Raw genomic sequence first — 16,070 nt, 5'->3', positions numbered from 1 at the left:
CCACCGATCGCGAATCATCCTTCACGTTCCTCCAGCCAGGCCAGCACCGCGTCGCCGTCCTGGCCGAGCATGGGCGGCGCGGTGTGCTCCGCCCCGGTCAGCCCGTCGAAGCGCAGCGGCGGCCCCGGCAGCTCGATGCGGCCGAGCACGGGGTGCTCGACCTCGACGACCAGGCCCTGCGAGCGGGTCTGCTCCCAGGTGTAGACCTCGTCGAGCGATCTGATCGCACCGGCCGGCACTCCGGCCGCGCCGAGCTTGGCCAGCCAGTGGCCGCGGTCGTGGGCGGCCAGGGCCTTCTCCATGTCGGCGATCAGCTCCTCGCGGTGGGCGCGCCGGTCCTTGTTCGTGGCATAGCGCGGCGTTTCGGGGTCGATGCCGAGCAGGGTGGCGACCTTGCGCCACTGGCCCTCGTTGGCGGCGGCGATCTGCAGCATGCCGTCGGCGCAGCGGAAGGAGCCGTACGGGGTGATGGAGACGTGGTGGTTGCCGCTGGCGGCGGGCACCTGGCCGCCCACCGTCCAGGCGGTGCCGTGGTAGGCGTGCACGCCGGTGACGGCGGCCAGCAGCGAGGTGCGCACGACGCGGCCCTTGCCGGTGCGCTCGCGCTCGTAGAGCGCGCCGGCCACGCCGTAGGCGCCGTGGATGCCGGCGAGCAGGTCGGAAATGGAGGCGCCGACGCGGTAGGGCTCGTCGGGCGAGGGGCCGGTCAGCGACATCAGCCCGGCCTCGCCCTGGGCGATCTGGTCGTAGCCGGGGCGGCCGCCCTCCGGGCCGTCGTGGCCGAAGCCGGTGATCGACAGGATGACCAGGCGCGGGTTGAGCTCGTGCAGCCGCTCGACGGAGAAGCCGAGGCGGTCGAGCACGCCGGTGCGGAAGTTCTCCACGAGGACGTCGCTCTGGCGGACGAGGCGCTCGATGAGCCGTTTGCCCTCGGGAGACTTCATGTCAACGGCGATGGACTGCTTGTTGCGGTTGGCCGCCAGAAAATACGTCGAAATATCGTGATCCGGTCCGACGAACGGCGGCCCCCAGCCGCGCGACTCGTCACCCCCGTCCGGATGCTCCACCTTGATCACCCGTGCGCCCAGGTCACCGAGCATCTGCGCCGCGTGCGGTCCGGCCAGGGCCCTGGACAGGTCGAGCACGACGATGTCGCCGAGGGGTCCGAGCACGGTCAACCTCCTGCTTGCGTCCGGGCTGCTTGCGTACGTGCCGCCTGCGGTCGGGGCGAAAGAACATTCTCTCAGTTGCATGTCCCCCGTCATCTAACCTGGGTCGGTGAATTCGCTGGCCGACCGCATCAGGAGCCTGCGGCCCTCCTGCGGTCCGGTCCGCCTGGTGGCCGTGGACGGGCCCGCCGGGGCGGGAAAGACCACGTTCGCGAAACGGCTCGGGACGGCACTCGGGTGCCAGGTGATCCACAGCGACGACTTTCCGGTGCCGTGGGAGGAGGGGCCGGGCCGCTGGTTCCACGCTTTGGAGGAGCAGGTGCTGCGCCCGCTCCAGAGCGGGCGGCCTGGCGGTTTCCGCAGGTACGACTGGGTACGCGGAGAATACGCCGAGCAGGTGACCGTCCCCTTGGCACCGGTCCTCGTCATCGAGGGCGTCGGCACGGCCCGCGCCTCGGCGGCTCATCTGCTGGCGTTCACCATCTGGGTGGAGGCCGCCGAGCCGGTGCGCTTCGCCCGCGTGCTGGAGCGGGACGGGCTCGAGCTGGAGCCGCAGTGGCAGGAGTGGTTCGCGGCGGAGAAGGCGTGGTTCGCGGCGGACCGCACCCGCGAGCGTGCCGATCTCGTCATCCGGACGTGAGGTGGGCGACGTCGTTGAACCGGACGAGCTCGAACCGGCCGGCGCCGCTCCGCCAGACGGACACGGACGCGTTCAGCACCGGCGCGAACTCCAGGACCTCCGCCAGGTCGGCGTCCGGGCGGTCCGCGATGACGTGGCGCAACCCCAGCACCACGGAGTCGTGGGCGACGATCAGGACCCGCCGCCCGTCCAGGTCCTTCAGGAAGTCCCTCAGCCGGACGACGACGTCCGCCAGGGACTCGCCGCCGGGCGGGCGGAAGGCGTAGGCGCCCTCCGCCTCCCACCGCGCCAGCTCCTCGGGGAACCGCTCCCTGATCGCGGCCAGGTTGTAGTGCGCGAACGCCCCCGCCTCCTGGTCCCTGAGCCGCTCGTCCACGGTGACAGGCAGCAGGTCCACGCCCCACGCGTGCTGCGCGATCTTCCACGTGTCGAGCGCCCGCAAGTAGGGGGAGCACCACACCAGCTCGGGGGCCTCGGCGGCGGGCATGGCCGCCAGTAACCGCCCCAGCGCGGCGGCCTGCGCCCTGCCCAGCTCGGTCAGCGTGACCTCATGGTCGCCCGGCTCGTAGAACAGCGGCCGATCGCCGGCCTCCTGATAGGCGAGGTTGGCCTGGCTCTGCCCGTGTCGCACCGCCATGATCAGTCCCGGCCCCATCCCGCCATCTTGCCACGAACCCGCTCGGCAAATTACGGTCTAGTCCGTTATCGACTAGTGGAGGCCATCCGTGCGCATCCTCGCTGTAGTACTACTCACAGCCTTATCCCTCTCATCTCCGGCCCAGGCCGAATCTACGCCGACTCCTCCCTCCGGATGCGGTTTCCAGAACCTCGGCACGCTTCTGACGGAGACCACCACCGCCGGCACCGCGTTGGACGCCCACCACCCGGAGGGACCACGCGTCTACTCCGTCACCTCCAGCGCCTCCGGGCCGGCGCAGCTCGGGATCAGGGACGCCCGCGACGGCCGCCTGATCGGCGAGCGGCCGCTCCCGGTCGCCCTCGGCTCCTGGGCCGTCACCGTCACCCCGGACCACTCGGTGTACGTGGGCAGCTACAACGGCACGACTGGCGCCATGGGCGGCCGCCTCTTCCGCTACACCCCGTCCACCGACCAGGTCAGCGAGCTCGGCATCCCCATCGCGACCGAGAGTTTCATCTGGACCGTCGCGGCCAGCCCCGACGGCTCGGCCGTCTACGGCGGCACGTCACCCACGGGCAAGCTCTTCCGCTACGACACCGCGACCGGCGGCTACACCGACCTGGGCAGCCCCGTCCCGGGTGACCAGCTCGTCAGGGACCTGGCCGTGGGCAAGGACGGCACCGTATACGCGGGCGTCGGCGCGGGCAGCATGAAGGTCGCGGTGCTCGCCCCCGGCGGCACGGTCGAGCGGATGATCGACCCGCCCATCGAGGGCAGCGGCTACGCGTACGACGTGGACGTGGCCGGACGCTACCTGCTCGTCCGTTTCTCCACCTCGACGGGCGCCAACCCCATGGGCGTGTACGACCTGGGCTCGCGCAAGTGGAAGGACGTCGTGGAGGACGTCGACAGCCTCACGGTCGGCGGCGCCAGGCGCGGCCACGACCTCTACCTGTTCCAGAACGACGAGCTGGTGAAATACGACCTCGAGACCGAGAAGATCATCAAGCTGGGCTTCACCGAGTACGGCGACGGCGCCGCACGCACGCTCGGCTGGCTCGGGAACGTGCTCGTCGGCACCAGCTCCACCGGCCGCATCTGGCACTTCGACCGCAAGACGGGGCAGGGCCGGCTGCTCGACGGCACGCTGACCGCCCAGCCCGTCAGCATGCGCTCACTCGGCGCGGGCCCCGACGGCCGCGTCTACGCGGGCGGCTTCTTCAGCGGCGGCCTGGCCGCCTACGACCCCGCCACCGGCGAGGCAACGAACTGGACAAAAGTCGGTCAGAGCGAGGGCATCGTCACCCACAAGGGCAAGCTCTACCTCGGCGTCTACCCCGGAGCGCGGATCTACGAGTTCGACGGAACCGCGCCCCGGCTCCTGCTCGACCTCGGCGGCCAGGAGCAGGACCGGCCCTTCGCGATGATCTCCGCGGGCGACTGGCTGGCGTTCGGCACGGTGCCCAAGGCCGGCACCCACGGCGGCGCGCTCGGCCTGCTCGACCCCGCCACCGGCCGCTCGGTCATCAGGCGGAACATCATCCCCGGCCACAGCATCATCGGGCTGGCGTACCGCGACGGGATCATCTACGGCGCTACGTCGGCCTTCGGCGGCACCAGCACGCCGGCGGGCGAGGCCGTGGCGTTCGCGTACGACATCGCCACGGACTCGCTCAAGTGGCAGTCCACCCCCGTCGCCGGCGACCTGGCGCTCGGCTCGATCGTCTTCGACGACGCGGGGCGGCTGTGGGGGCTGACCCCGGACACTCTGTTCGAGCTGGACCCGGCCACCGGGCGGACCGTCAGGTCCGTCCAGCACCAGACCTACAACTGGGCCGGCGCCACACAGGTCTGGCTGGACACCCACCTCTTCTTCCACAAGGGGTTCCTGTGGGGCAAGGTGCAGGGCAAGGTGTACCGGTTCGATCCAGGGACGATGGCGTTCGCGCGCATCGCCCGCCCGATCACCAACCTCACCCTCGGTCCTGACGGCCACCTCTACCTGTCACGCAACGAGAACTTCTACACCTACCGCATTTGCTAACGGGTCAGCCGGAACAGGCGCGACCCCTCGGCGAAGTAGACGTCCCCGGACCTGTGCACCGCGAGCTGGTGCACAGGTCCCTGCCGCAGCACGGCGTGCCGCCCGGTCCGCGGGTCGAGCGAGAAGACGCTCTGGCCGGCGTGCGCGCCGTACAGGACGCGATCGCGCCGGTTGAAGGCGATCTGCCCGCTCGAGCTCTTGCTAGTCGACAGCGTGACGCGTTCGACCACCTTGCGGGCGGCCGTGCTGACCGCGAACACCTCACCGCCGGCGATCCCCCACAACCGCCCCCGGTCGTCGAACGTCAGCGCCGGGACGGCGGGCTTGCCCGGGGCGGGGACGATCTCCCACAGCAGCCGGTTCTCCTTCACCGACCACGCGAACAGCTTGGCCTCCGGCTGGGTCGGCGGTGTGGCCGACTGGCCGCTGTAAATGGAGGTGCCGCCGTAGAGCACGCCGTCGCGGTAGGCGAGCGAGACGATGCTCTGGTCCTTGACCACGTTGCGCTGGGCGTGCTTGAGCGTCCCGGTCCGCGGATCCCAGATGGCCAGCACACCGCCGAGGTGGCCGAGGTCGGGCATGGTGCCCGCGGCGAGGTAGCGGCCCGCCGACGCCAGTGCCCGAGGCCTGATCTGCTGGTCCGCGGCGAGGTCGAACAGCCGGGCCGGGTTCGCCGCCGGGCCGGGCTCGGGGCTCGGCGAGTACTCGGTGCTGTTCCACGGCAGCGCCGGGTCGTAGGCGTACACCCTGGCCTCGGGATAGGCGCCGATGTAGAGCTTGCCGTCGTGGGCCGTCATGTCCTCGCTCTGCGAGAACGTGTGGAACTCCTCCCTCTTGCCCGTCACCGGGTCCAGGGCGGCGAAGCCGCCGTTGAGGAAGCCGCCGGTGTACATGCGGCCGTCGGGGCCCTCCGCCAGCGCGGTCACGTCGATGGGCTCGCCCTTGACACCCGTCTGCACGAACGACTTCGCGCCGGTCTGCGGGTTGTAGCGGAACATCAGCCCGCGCCAGAGCAGGCCGACGACGCTCTTGCCCGGATAGTCCGGCAGGCCCAGCTCGGCCCAGCCGATGCCGCGCGTGTTGGCCACCCGGCCGGTGATGGGCACCCCGGTCCCCGTCGTGGCCTTGGTCCGGGGGTCGTAACGGACCAGCTCACCACCCTTGACCAGGTAGACCGCACCCTGGTCGTCCGGGGGCGAGACGTCCAGGCCGTGCGCGGCGTCGAGCGTGTCGCTCCACCGGCCGGCGGCGATGTCCCAGACGTGCAGCGGTCCGGGGCTCGCGCCGCCGAAGCGGACATAGAGGAAGCCCGCCGCGACGTTGACGTCGTAGGCCCACTTGCCCGCCGGGTCCAGGCCGTCGGGCATAGGGAGCTGCCGGGTCGCGCCCGAGGCGGCGTCGATCTCGAAGACGGCTGCGGGGGCCTCGGTGCCCGCGTAGATCTTCCCGCCGGCGTAGGAGACGCTGCGGACGTAGGCGTGGGTGGGTGAGAGCCGGCCGTAGTCGCGTACGCCGGTCGCGGGGTCGTAGCCGAACAGGCGGCCGCCCGGCGAGGTGCCGCCGTAGACGGTGGCGCCCTCGCCCGCGGCGACAGACCAGATGAAGTTCTCCGAGGGCAGGGGCCTGCCGAGGTCCTGGACGCCGCCCTGGTCCGTCCAGCGGTAGAGGCGGCCGTCGCCGTACGTGCCGATGTAGACGCCGCCGTCCGGAGCGGCGTCCACGGCCCAGGAGCCGGCGGCGCCCGGCAGGTCGTGCCTGGCCACCTCGGCGCCGGTGGCGGGATCGACGGCGTTGAGGTGGGCGGGGGCGCCCGAGGAGGCGCCCCACAGCACGGTCCGGCCGCCGGGTCCCGGAGCCACCACGCCGCCGATCAGCAGCACGTCCTCCAGGGGGACGCCGAGATCCTCCACGCGGGGCGCCGACGCGGCCGCCGGGTCGGCGGCGCCGAGCACGGCGAGGGCGGTCACCATGCCGTACGCCAGTAAGCGTTTTATTAGGGTCATGACCGAAACCTAGAAAGCCGCCGTGTTTCGCGTCAATACCGAATTACGGCAAAGGAACTAATCTCGCACTGGCACTCGTCCTCTGATGAGGTCCTCGACCGTCGCGCGGAGGTCGAGGAAGTCCGGCGTCCGCTTGAGGCCGATCTCCCGGCGGTCCGGCAGCGGTACGGGCAACTCGGCCGCCACCCGCCCCGGGTCGGAGGTGAGCACGATCACGCGCCTCCCCAGCAGCACGGCCTCCTCGACGTCGTGGGTGACCATGAGGACGGTCGCGCCGGTGTCCCGCCACACCTGGTGCAGGAAAACCTGCATGTCCTCCTTCGTCTGCACGTCGAGGGCGCCGAACGGCTCGTCGAGCAGCAGGATGGACGGCTCGCAGGCCAGCGCACGGGCGATCGCCACGCGCTGCCGCTGGCCGCCCGACAGTTGCCTGGGCAACGCGTGCGCGAGGGCCGTCAGCCCGACCTCCGACAGGTACCACTGGACGCGCCGCTCGCGCTCGGCGGCGGGCAGGGGCAGCAACCGCAGGCCGAAGGCGACGTTCTCGGCCACTGTGAGGAACGGGAACAGCGCCCCCGACTGGAACACCAGCCCGCGCTCGGGGCCCGGACCGCTCACGGGGACGCCGTCGAGCTCCATCGTGCCGCCGGTGACCGGCTCCAGGCCGGCGATCATGCTGAGCAGCGTGGACTTGCCCGAACCGCTGGCGCCCACGATGCACAGGAAGTCGCCGCGCCGCACCTCCAGGCCGATGCCGTCGAGGACGCGGCAGCCGGCGTACTCCTTGACGACGTCGCACAGCACGAGCGTCACCCCACCCACCTCCCGATCCTGGCTCTGGCCAGCCTCAACCCGACGTCGATGGCCAGGCCGATGACGCCGATCACGACAAGCACCGCGAAGATGCGGTCGGTCTGGAGGAAGCGCTGGGCGCGGACGATCCGGTAGCCGAGCCCGGACTCGGCGGCGATCAGCTCGGCGACGACCACGAAGTTCCACGCGGCCGCCGCGTTGACGCGCATCGCGTCGATCATGCCGGGCAGCGCGTACGGCCAGACGACCTTGCGCAGCACCTCGCCGCCGGTCGCGCCGAGCGTGGCGGCGGCCCTGCGCAGCTCGGCCGGCACGGCCCGGACCGCGTCGGCCGTCATGAGCGTGTTGAAGAACACCACCCCGATGACCAGGATCGCGATCTTGGACGGCTCACCCAGGCCGAGCCAGATGATCAGGAGCGGGATGAACGCGGAAGCCGGCAGGTATCTCAGCAACCCGATCACCGGCTCCAGCAGCGCCAGCGCGACCTGGGAGGTGCCCATGGCCATGCCCAGCGGCACCGAGATCGCCACCGCGAGCCCGAAGCCGGCACTCACCCTGCCCAGGCTGGCGGCGGTGTCCGACCACAGCTGTCCGCTGGCCGCCATCTCGGCGAACGCCTGGGCCACGGCGGCGGGCGAGGGCAGAAAGGTCGGGTCGACGACGCCCATGGAGCTGACAGCCCACCAGAGAGCCAGCGGCACGAGCACCGCCACGGCCCTCAGCCCCCACCGCGCCCGCCCAGGCAACACCCGCATGCCGCCATCCGCCGATCGCCGGTGCAGCAGGCGGGCGAGCGGTGAGGCGCCCGTGCGGCGCAGGCCACGGGTGGAGCGTTTCGGGAGCGGCGGCCAATCGGCGCGGTCTCCTGACCGCCGCTCGCTCGCATGCCCGGCACCCGGCGCCGCGGCCGGCTCCCTCGAAGGCCGTGCGCCCAACGGCGCGGGGGTCGATCCGGCACCCTGGGCGGATGCCGCACGGACCGGCGGACCGCTCATGACGACACCCCCTGGACGAAGCGCGCATCCAGCAGGCCGTCCAGCGGCGGCGCCGTGTCAGCGAGGCCCGACTCGGTCAGGAAGGCGCCGATCTCCTTGGCCTGTTTATCCAGGCTCCCTGAGCTGAACGCCTCCAGATTGTCGGCCAGCGAGAAGATCGTGGTCCCGGCGTCGTACTCGGCGTAGGCCTGCTCGCTCACCCCCGCCCGCTTGGCCATGATCGTACGAGCCTCCGCCTTGTTCGACTCGATCCAGGTCAGCGTGTCGAACCAGGTCTTCACCAGCCCCTGCACGACCTCGGGCCGGTCGGCGGCAAGAGAACGCGACACCACCAGATGGTCCGGAATGGCCCCGGGAAAGTCCTTGGACGTGGCGATGGCGGTGGCGCCGGGCAGCTCCAGCGCGGTCGTCGTGAAGGGCGCGAACACCCCGACCGCGTCCACCTGCCCCGCCTTGAACGCGGCCGCCGCCGCATCCGTGGGCAGCGGCTTGAACGTGATGTCACTCTGCTTGAGCCCGGCCTTGCGCAGGGCGAGCAGCAGCAGGTAATGGTCCACGGTCCCTTGCTCGGCGGCGACCGTCCTGCCCTTGAGCTGCGCCACCGACGTGATGCCCGGCTTGGCGATGATCTGATCGTTGCCGGTGGAGTTGTCGTTCACCAGCACGACCGTCTGCTTGGCGCCGCCGGAGACGGAGGCGAGCGTGTCGTTGAGCGTCTGGCTGTTGGCGTCGATGTTCCCGGTGGCGAGGGCGGTGAGACTGTCGGTGTAGCTGTCGAAGTACTTCAGCTCGACGGTGACGCCGTTCTTGGCGAACAGCCCCTTCTCCTGGGCGACCTGCCACGGAAACCAGCCGGGCCAGGCGGAGAAACCCAGGGTGACGGCCTTGCCGGCAGAGCCCGTGGGCGCGGCCGGCTGGCCGCCGCCGCAGGCGGCGCAGACGACGAGCAGTGCGGCGGTCAGGAGCCGGCGGATCATGCGGATCATGACGCGGCCTCCTTCTTCTTGGACGGCAGGTGACCGGAGCGGACCAGGCAGCCGAGCGTGTCGCAGATGACGCGGGTGGCGATCAGCGAGGTGATGTCGGCGTTGTCGTACGGCGGGCTGCACTCGACCACCTCGATCCCGGCCAGCGGCGCCGCGTCGGCGATGATCTGGATGAACTTGAGCACCTCCCGCGGCAGGAACCCGCCAGGCTCCGGCCACCCGGTGCCCGGCACGAACGCCGCGTCCAGGCAGTCCACGTCGAACGACAACCACACGGCCTCGGCCCCGCGCCAGGCCACCTCCAGCGCCTTCTCGGCGGCGGCCTCGATGCCCATCTCGACGCAGTCGGTGACCGTCATGATGGTGGTGCCGCGCTCGCGGCCGACCTTCACGCCGGGCCTGGGGGCCTGCCAGCCGCCGATGCCGATCTGGACGAGGTTCTGCGGGGGCACGTTGGGGAGGTCGGTGGCGTGGAACCACGGCGTCGTGTGCATGCGCTCGTCGAGGTCGGTCTCCTGGGTGTCGACGTGCCGGTCGAAGTGAATGATCCCGAGATTTCCGGACAGGTGCTCGGCGACGCCGCGCACCGTCGGGTAGCCGATCGAGTGGTCGCCGCCGAGGACGACGGGGAACGCGCCGCTGGCGTACACGTGGGAGACGGCCTTGGAGATCTGGTCGAAGGTCTTCTCGATGTTGCCCGGGATCGTGAAGATGTCGCCGAGGTCGGCCATCGTGATCGACTCGCGCAGGTCCACGCCGAGCTCGAAGCTGTACGGCCCGTACAGCGCCGAGATACGGCGGATGCCCTGCGGCCCGAACCGGGTGCCGGGGCGATAGGTGGTCCCGCCGTCGAACGGCGCTCCGAGCACGGCCACGTCGTAGTCGCCGCAGGTGCGCACGTCCTCGACGTACGGGGCCTTGAGGAAGGTGTTGATGCCCGCGAAGTGCGGCAGCTCGCCGCGCGAGAAGGTGGGGATGCGCCGGTCCACGATGGAGTCGGCGCCCTGCAGGCCCAGCTCCAGGGCGCGGGCCACCTCGCGGTCCCAGGCGGTCGTGGGCAGCTCGGCCTCGCGTTCGACGGCGAAGCGCGCCTCGGGTCCGTAGTCGTCGTGGAGTTTGCGGGGGTGCCAGTGCATTCGAGCTCCGAATGATCGTCGCCCGGCCGGAAGGCAGCCAGGCGTTGGCTGACCTCCCGGGCTTTTGTCCCGCCGTGGAGCGACCGGCACAGGCCGCCTGCACCTCTCGGACCAGACCCGTGGAACCGGCGGAACCCTAGGTGCGCCTCACGCTCTCGGTGAGTCCCCCTCAGTGGACTCCTGCGGTGTTTCCCCGCCGTTAAGACCTTGTTCCAGTCGGCTTACCGGTCCCCCGGGCGTGGGCCGCTTCCCGGCTCTTCGTAGGGTGATCCCATGACCTCTGTCGCATTTCTCGGAACCGGCCTCATGGGCGCTCCCATGGCCCGCAACCTCGTCAAATCCGGCCTGCTGGTCACGGCGTGGAACCGCACTCGAGACAAGGCCGAGCCCTTGGAAGCCGACGGCGCGGTGGTGGCCGGGTCTCCGGCCGAGGCGGTCGAGGGCGCGGACGTGATCGTCACGATGCTGAGCGACGGCGACGCGGTACGCGCCGCGATGACCGCCGCCGCGCCCGGGCTGCGGTCCGGGCAGGTTTGGGCGCAAATGAGCACGGTCGGGATCGACGCGGTCGCCGGGCTGGCGGCGCTGGCGGGCGAGCACGGGCTGACGTTCGTGGACGCGCCGGTGCAGGGCACGAAGCAGCCGGCCGAGCAGGGCAAGCTGATCATCCTGGCCGCGGGGCCGCAGTCCGCCCAGCAGGTGCTGGAGCCGGTCTTCGCCGCGGTCGGCCAGCGCACGCTCTGGCTCGGCGAGTCCGGTGCCGACGGCACGGCCTCCAAGCTGAAGCTCGCCGCGGTGAGTTACGCCATCTCCCTGACCGCCGTCATCGCCGAGTCCCTCGCCCTCGCCAAGGGCCTGGGGCTGGATCCCGACCTGGTCCGGCAGGTGATCAGCGGCGGACCGCTGGACAACGCCTACTTCCAGGCCAAGTCGAAGGCGATCATGGAGGGGGACTTCACGCCCAGCTTCACGGTGTCCAACGCGGAGAAGGACACGCGGCTGATCACGCGGGCCGGGGAGGCGGCCAGGGTCCGGCTGGACGTGGTGGAGGCGGCCGGGGAACGCTTCCGGCGGGCGGAGGCCCAGGGGCATGGGGACGAGGACATGGCGGCTACGTATTTCGCGAGCTTCGACAAGGGGTAGTCGATAAAGTCGCAGCACGCCGCCTTCCTGCGGGGGGATTGGAAGTGAGCCCGGGTGGACTGCCGGACGACAGGAGCCCCGGCCTGCGCATTCCAGGTGACTTTCCGTGGGCGCTCGGGTACATTGAGGTTGCCGCCCATCGCTGATGGGAGTGGAAGTGAGCCCGGGTGGACTGCCGGACGACAGGAGCCCGGGCTTTGCGCTGTCTGGGCTCAGTCCAGCGCGATCGGCATCAATGCGACGCCGCCACCCAGCATCTCCCAAAACTCCGTCTCGCCACACGCGGCCAGCGAAGCCGCGCCCGCCACGATGTCTGGCAGCCAAGCGAGGGGCTCTTCGACGGCGGGTACCCACAACGCCCGAAGCCGAGGAGCGATCGCGTTGCGGACGCGGAGCACGTCGATCAGCTTCTTGTCGGCCGTGTCCATGGCAGGATCACGCGACTCGAAGAACACGTCCACCACCGGCCTGCGCCCAAGCTCCCAGAGCAGGTGCTCCATGCATTTCCGGCGCGCCCGTTCCTGTCGCTTGACGTCGAGCCCAGCGCCCACGATGACCAGCGCCGATGGACGCAACAGCGCGATCGTCTCGATGATGCAGGTGCGACGCTTGTCGTTCTCATCGCGCCAGTGCAGCGTCCGCTGCCGACGCAATAGGAGCGCCCGGAGCGCCGCGCGGTGCGTCGCCGCCTCATCACAATTCGTCTACCTCTGCGAGACTCCGCCCACCCGAGAGCTTGGCGTAGCCAGGCCCCCGGTCGAAGAACCGGTCCGCCGGCGGCCGGAGGGTGGCGCGGAGTTCGGCCGTGCCCTGTTCGTCGATGCGGTCCCCGTCCAGCACGACCCCGTAGTCGCCGAGAGCGCCGGCGATGGAGACCTTGCCGTCCCGGACGTCGGCCGCCACCGCGCGCGGATCCCGGTCGTACGGCGACCCCCAGCCCCCACCCCCAGTGGTCCGGATGCGGATGACCTCGCCGGCCTGGACCGGGTGGTCGTCGACCAGGCCCTCCATCTCCTTGCCGCCGATCTCCACCCGGAACGGCCGCCCGGCGAGGCCGCCGTTGACGCCCCAGCAGGACAGGATGGACCGATCCGCGATGGACATGTACGACGCGTCCCGCAGCATCCTGATGTGCTTGTCGTAGCCGAGCCCGCCCCTGAACATGCCGGGACCGCCGGAGTCGCAGGCCAGCGCCAACCGCTCCACCCGGAACGGCCAGCGCGCCTCGGCGAACTCGACCGGGATGTTGCGCGAGTCGGGCACCACGTGGATAGTGTCCTCGCCGTCGGCGTACCAGCGCCCGCCGGAGCCGCCGCCGAGCACCTCCCGCATCAGGTACGGCTGCCCGTCCACGCCCGTCCCGTACACGCCTGTGTACCGGATCGTCTCCTGGTCGGCCGGCATCCGCCCGCCCGTGGCCTTCGCCAGGACGCCGGCGAGCACGCCGAGCAGGCGCAGGATGACGAACGTGCGGGCGTTCGTGGGGGCGGGGAAGATCGGGGTGAGGAGGGTGCCCTTCTCCGGGAAGATCATCTTGATGAGCGGCACGACGCCCTCGTTGACGTCCAGCTCCGCCATCCGCTCCGGCGTGTCGGCCAGGTTGCGCAGGATCGGCGCCAGCCACTTCTTCAGGAACACGCCGTCGGCGTAGTCCCCGGCGTGGTTGATCGGGCCCTTGGCCTGCGGGGACGTGCCGGTGAAGTCGATCGTCAGCGGCGAGTCCACCGCGTGGTCGACGGTCAGCGTGATGCGCTGGGCGTGCAGGCGGGGCTCGTCCACGCCGTCGTGCTCGGCGTAGTCCTCCCACACGTACGTCCCCTCGGGGATCTTCGACAGCAGCTCCCTGCGGAACGTCTCCGTGGTCTTGGAGATGATCGCGTCGAAGCACTCCTCGATGGCCTGCCTGCCGTACCGCTCGAACAGCTCGGCCAGGCGGCGGGCGCCCATCAGGCAGGCCGAGCACTCGGCGTCCAGGTCACCGGCGAGCGAGTCGGGCATGCGCGAGTTGCGGGTCATGATGCGCAGCGCGGCCTCGTTCGGCACGCCCTCGTCCCACAGCTTGATCGGCGGGACCATCAGCCCCTCCTCGAACACCGAGCGGGCGTGCGAGGGCATCGAGCCCGGCACGGCGCCGCCGATGTCGTCGTGGTGGCCGAACGCCTGCACGAACGCCACGACCTCGCCCTCGTGGAACACCGGCACGGTCACGCACAGGTCGGGCAGGTGGCCGATGCCGCCTTCGGAGAGGTAGACGTCGTTGTGGAAGTAGACGTCGCCGGGCTTCATCGTCTCGATCGGGAAGTCACGCACGATCGGCTGGACGAGCGCGCTGTAGGAGCGGCCGGTCAGCTTGCGCAGGCGCACGTCGTGGATGCCGGCGCGGAAGTCGTGCGCGTCGCGGATCATCGGCGAGCGCGCCGTCCGCGCGATGGCGGTCTCGACCTCCTTCTCGACGGAGGCCAGCGTGCCCTCGACGATCTCGATGAGGATGGGGTCAGTCACGCTTTATCTCCACGTTTCCGTACGTGTCCACCGTGGCGGTGAAGCCGGGGTGGACGGGGATCGTCGAGCCGTACTCCTCGATCACGGCGGGGCCCGACACCTTGGCGCCGGCGCCGAGCGCGGCCCGCTGGTGGATCGGGGTGTCGCGGGTCTCGTCGAAGTGCACGGGACGGACGGCGGTGGCGCCCGGGCCGGGCTTGTCCAGCGGGCGCAGGGTCGGGCGGGTGATGGGGCCGACGCCGGAGACGCGCAGGTTCACCCATTCGACGCCGTGGCGGGGGTCGTCGCGGTAGGCGTACCCGTAGAGCTTCTCGTGGGCCTCGTGGAAGCGGTCGATCACTTGGGCGTGCCAGTCGCCGTCGATCTCGCCGGTCGGGGCGGGGACGCGCACCTCGTAGCCTTGGCCGTAATAGCGCAGGTCGGCACTGCGGACGTAGACCGGGTCGTCGAAGCCCTCGCGGTCCAGCGCCTCGCCCGCCTGATGCTCCAGGTCGTGGAAGATCTCGGCGGCCTTGCCGAGGGAGAGGTCGCGGGTGACGTACGTGCGGACGTAGTCGTTCTTGACGTCCACCGTGAGGAGCCCGAACGCTGAAACGTTCCCAGGGTCGCGCGGAATGACGACCGAGGGCAGGCCCAGGATGTCGATCAGCCGGCACGCCAGCAGCGGCCCGGACCCGCCGAACGTCACCAGCGGGAAGTCCCGCACGTCGAGCCCCCGCTTGACGGTGAGCTGCCGGATCGCGTTGCTCTGGTTGAATGCGCTGATCTCCAGAATCCCGGTCGCGGTGCGCTCCGGGCTGAGTCCGAGCTTGTCGGCCAGGCCCTCGATGCCGGTGCGAGCGGCGTCGGCGTTCAGCGGGATCTCACCGCCGAGCAGGTGCGGCGGGATGCGGCCGAGGAACACGTGCGCGTCGGTGACCGTCACCTCCGTCCCGCCCTTGCCGTAGCAGAGCGGTCCCGGGTCGGCGCCGGCGGACCTGGGGCCGACTTTGAGCGTGCCCTCGGGCGAGATCCAGGCGATCGAGCCGCCGCCCGCGCCCACCGTGACGATGTCGATCATCGGGATCTTGCACGGGTAGCGGCCGATGGCGCCTTCGGTGGTGATGGACGGCTCGCCGTCGATCACCACGGCCACGTCGGTCGAGGTGCCGCCGCCGTCCAGCGTGATCACCGACTTGTGCCCGGCCGTGGCGGCGATGAGCGCCGCGCCCAGCGCACCCGCCGCCGGCCCGGACAGGACAGTGGTGATCGGCTGGTTGACGACCTCGCGCGCCGACAGGATACCGCCGTTGGACTTCATGACGGAGAACGGCCGGCCCAGGCGGGTGGAGAGGCTGGCGATGTAGCCGCGCATGGCGGGCTTGACGGCCGCGTCGACGAGGGTGGTCACCGAGCGCTCGTACTCGCGGTATTCGCGCAGCACGTCGCTCGACAACGAGATCACCGCCTCCGGGTGCTCGCGCCAGAGCACTTCGCGCATGCGGCGCTCGTGCTCGGGGTTGGCGTAGGAGTGCAGGAAGCACACGCCGATCGCGGTGATGTTCTTGGCGCGGAACCAGCGGGCCACCTCCACGGCCTGCTCCTCCGAGAACGGCCACACCTCGTTGCCGAGGTGGTCGAGCCGCCCGCCGACGGTCTTCACCAGGTGCACGGGAACGATCCTGGGCGGCTTGACCCAGAAGTAGGAGTTGCCGTAACCGTCGGGCACGCTCTGCCTGGCGATCTCCAGGATGAACTCGAAGCCCTCGGTCGTGATGAACCCGAGGTTCGCGATCCGGTCCTCGAGCAGCTGGTTCGTGGCCACCGTGGTGCCGTGCACGATCGAGCCGACGTCGAGCTCGCCCAGCTTGGCGATGCCCGCGAGGAATCCGTCCGCAGGGTTGGCGGGAGTCGAGGGGGTCTTCGTGGTGAGGATCTCACCGGTCTGCTCGTCCACCGCGACTACGTCGGTGAATGTGCCTCCGGTGTCCACTCCGATACGGACGCTACGCATGGC

13 protein-coding genes and 1 riboswitch are annotated in these 16,070 nt (G+C 70.7%); of the genes, 3 read left to right on the top strand and 10 right to left on the bottom strand.

The genetic code is table 11. The features are described 5' to 3' along the window. Nucleotides 1-14 precede the first annotated feature (14 nt). Nucleotides 15-1,172, bottom strand: coding sequence for a CaiB/BaiF CoA transferase family protein (locus OHA25_RS29205; RefSeq protein WP_327590640.1), 1,158 nt, complete (start codon nt 1,170-1,172; stop codon nt 15-17). A 106-nt stretch (nt 1,173-1,278) separates the two neighbouring features. Here OHA25_RS29205 and OHA25_RS29200 point away from each other — a divergent pair, with 106 nt between their 5' ends. After that, entirely contained in the window at nt 1,279-1,809 is a 531-nt protein-coding gene (locus OHA25_RS29200) for a uridine kinase family protein (RefSeq protein ID WP_327590639.1), read from the top strand. Here OHA25_RS29200 and OHA25_RS29195 read toward each other — a convergent pair. After that, nucleotides 1,796-2,464 carry a histidine phosphatase family protein gene (locus OHA25_RS29195; RefSeq protein WP_327590638.1) on the bottom strand — a complete coding sequence of 223 codons (669 nt, stop codon included), beginning with the start codon at nt 2,462-2,464 and terminating at the stop codon, nt 1,796-1,798. The genes OHA25_RS29200 and OHA25_RS29195 overlap by 14 nt on opposite strands. A gap of 70 nt (nt 2,465-2,534) precedes the next feature. Here OHA25_RS29195 and OHA25_RS29190 point away from each other — a divergent pair, with 70 nt between their 5' ends. Next, the gene (locus tag OHA25_RS29190) at nt 2,535-4,493 is read left to right on the top strand and encodes a hypothetical protein (RefSeq protein WP_327590637.1); all 1,959 of its coding nucleotides are present in this window, start codon (nt 2,535-2,537) and stop codon (nt 4,491-4,493) included. On the opposite strand, the gene OHA25_RS29185 is transcribed toward OHA25_RS29190, so the two are convergent. From OHA25_RS29185 to OHA25_RS29165, 5 genes are all read right to left on the bottom strand, one after another. Further along, nucleotides 4,490-6,496: a hypothetical protein gene (locus tag OHA25_RS29185; protein ID WP_327590636.1), complete on the bottom strand. Its 2,007-nt coding sequence runs from the start codon at nt 6,494-6,496 to the stop codon at nt 4,490-4,492. The genes OHA25_RS29190 and OHA25_RS29185 overlap by 4 nt on opposite strands. A 57-nt stretch (nt 6,497-6,553) precedes the next feature. Next, entirely contained in the window at nt 6,554-7,309 is a 756-nt protein-coding gene (locus tag OHA25_RS29180) for an ABC transporter ATP-binding protein (RefSeq protein WP_327590635.1), read from the bottom strand. Continuing rightward, entirely contained in the window at nt 7,306-8,067 is a 762-nt protein-coding gene (locus OHA25_RS29175; RefSeq protein WP_327590634.1) for an ABC transporter permease, read from the bottom strand. The genes OHA25_RS29180 and OHA25_RS29175 overlap by 4 nt, the downstream gene beginning before the upstream one ends. 236 nt (nt 8,068-8,303) lie before the next feature. Next, entirely contained in the window at nt 8,304-9,293 is a 990-nt protein-coding gene (locus OHA25_RS29170) for an ABC transporter substrate-binding protein (protein ID WP_327590633.1), read from the bottom strand. Beyond that, nucleotides 9,290-10,429, bottom strand: coding sequence for an agmatinase family protein (locus OHA25_RS29165; protein WP_327590632.1), 1,140 nt, complete (start codon nt 10,427-10,429; stop codon nt 9,290-9,292). Before OHA25_RS29165 ends, OHA25_RS29170 begins: the two co-directional genes overlap by 4 nt. A gap of 51 nt (nt 10,430-10,480) precedes the next feature. Further along, nucleotides 10,481-10,580, bottom strand: a riboswitch (guanidine-I (ykkC/yxkD leader). Nucleotides 10,581-10,702: 122 nt separating this feature from the next. Between OHA25_RS29165 and OHA25_RS29160 the strand changes: the two genes are divergently transcribed. Beyond that, entirely contained in the window at nt 10,703-11,572 is an 870-nt protein-coding gene (locus tag OHA25_RS29160) for an NAD(P)-dependent oxidoreductase (RefSeq protein ID WP_327590631.1), read from the top strand. Between the two features lie 212 nt (nt 11,573-11,784). Here the strand turns inward: OHA25_RS29160 and OHA25_RS29155 are convergent, their stop codons facing one another. Genes OHA25_RS29155 through OHA25_RS29145 form a run of 3 tightly spaced genes read right to left on the bottom strand, consistent with a single transcriptional unit; the run spans nt 11,785 to nt 16,067 of the window. Beyond that, nucleotides 11,785-12,225, bottom strand: coding sequence for a hypothetical protein (locus OHA25_RS29155; RefSeq protein WP_327590630.1), 441 nt, complete (start codon nt 12,223-12,225; stop codon nt 11,785-11,787). A 40-nt stretch (nt 12,226-12,265) separates the two neighbouring features. After that, the gene (locus OHA25_RS29150) at nt 12,266-14,074 is read right to left on the bottom strand and encodes a hydantoinase B/oxoprolinase family protein (RefSeq protein ID WP_327590629.1); all 1,809 of its coding nucleotides are present in this window, start codon (nt 14,072-14,074) and stop codon (nt 12,266-12,268) included. Beyond that, nucleotides 14,067-16,067, bottom strand: a complete 2,001-nt coding sequence (locus OHA25_RS29145; protein ID WP_327590628.1) for a hydantoinase/oxoprolinase family protein — start codon at nt 16,065-16,067, stop codon at nt 14,067-14,069. The genes OHA25_RS29150 and OHA25_RS29145 overlap by 8 nt, the downstream gene beginning before the upstream one ends. Nucleotides 16,068-16,070: the final 3 nt, after the last annotated feature.

It is taken from the genome of Nonomuraea sp. NBC_00507 (assembly GCF_036013525.1).
Classification (GTDB): Bacteria; Actinomycetota; Actinomycetes; order Streptosporangiales; family Streptosporangiaceae; genus Nonomuraea.
The sequence above is the reverse complement of the archived record's forward strand: the minus strand, read 5'-3'. Positions and strand labels throughout refer to the sequence as shown.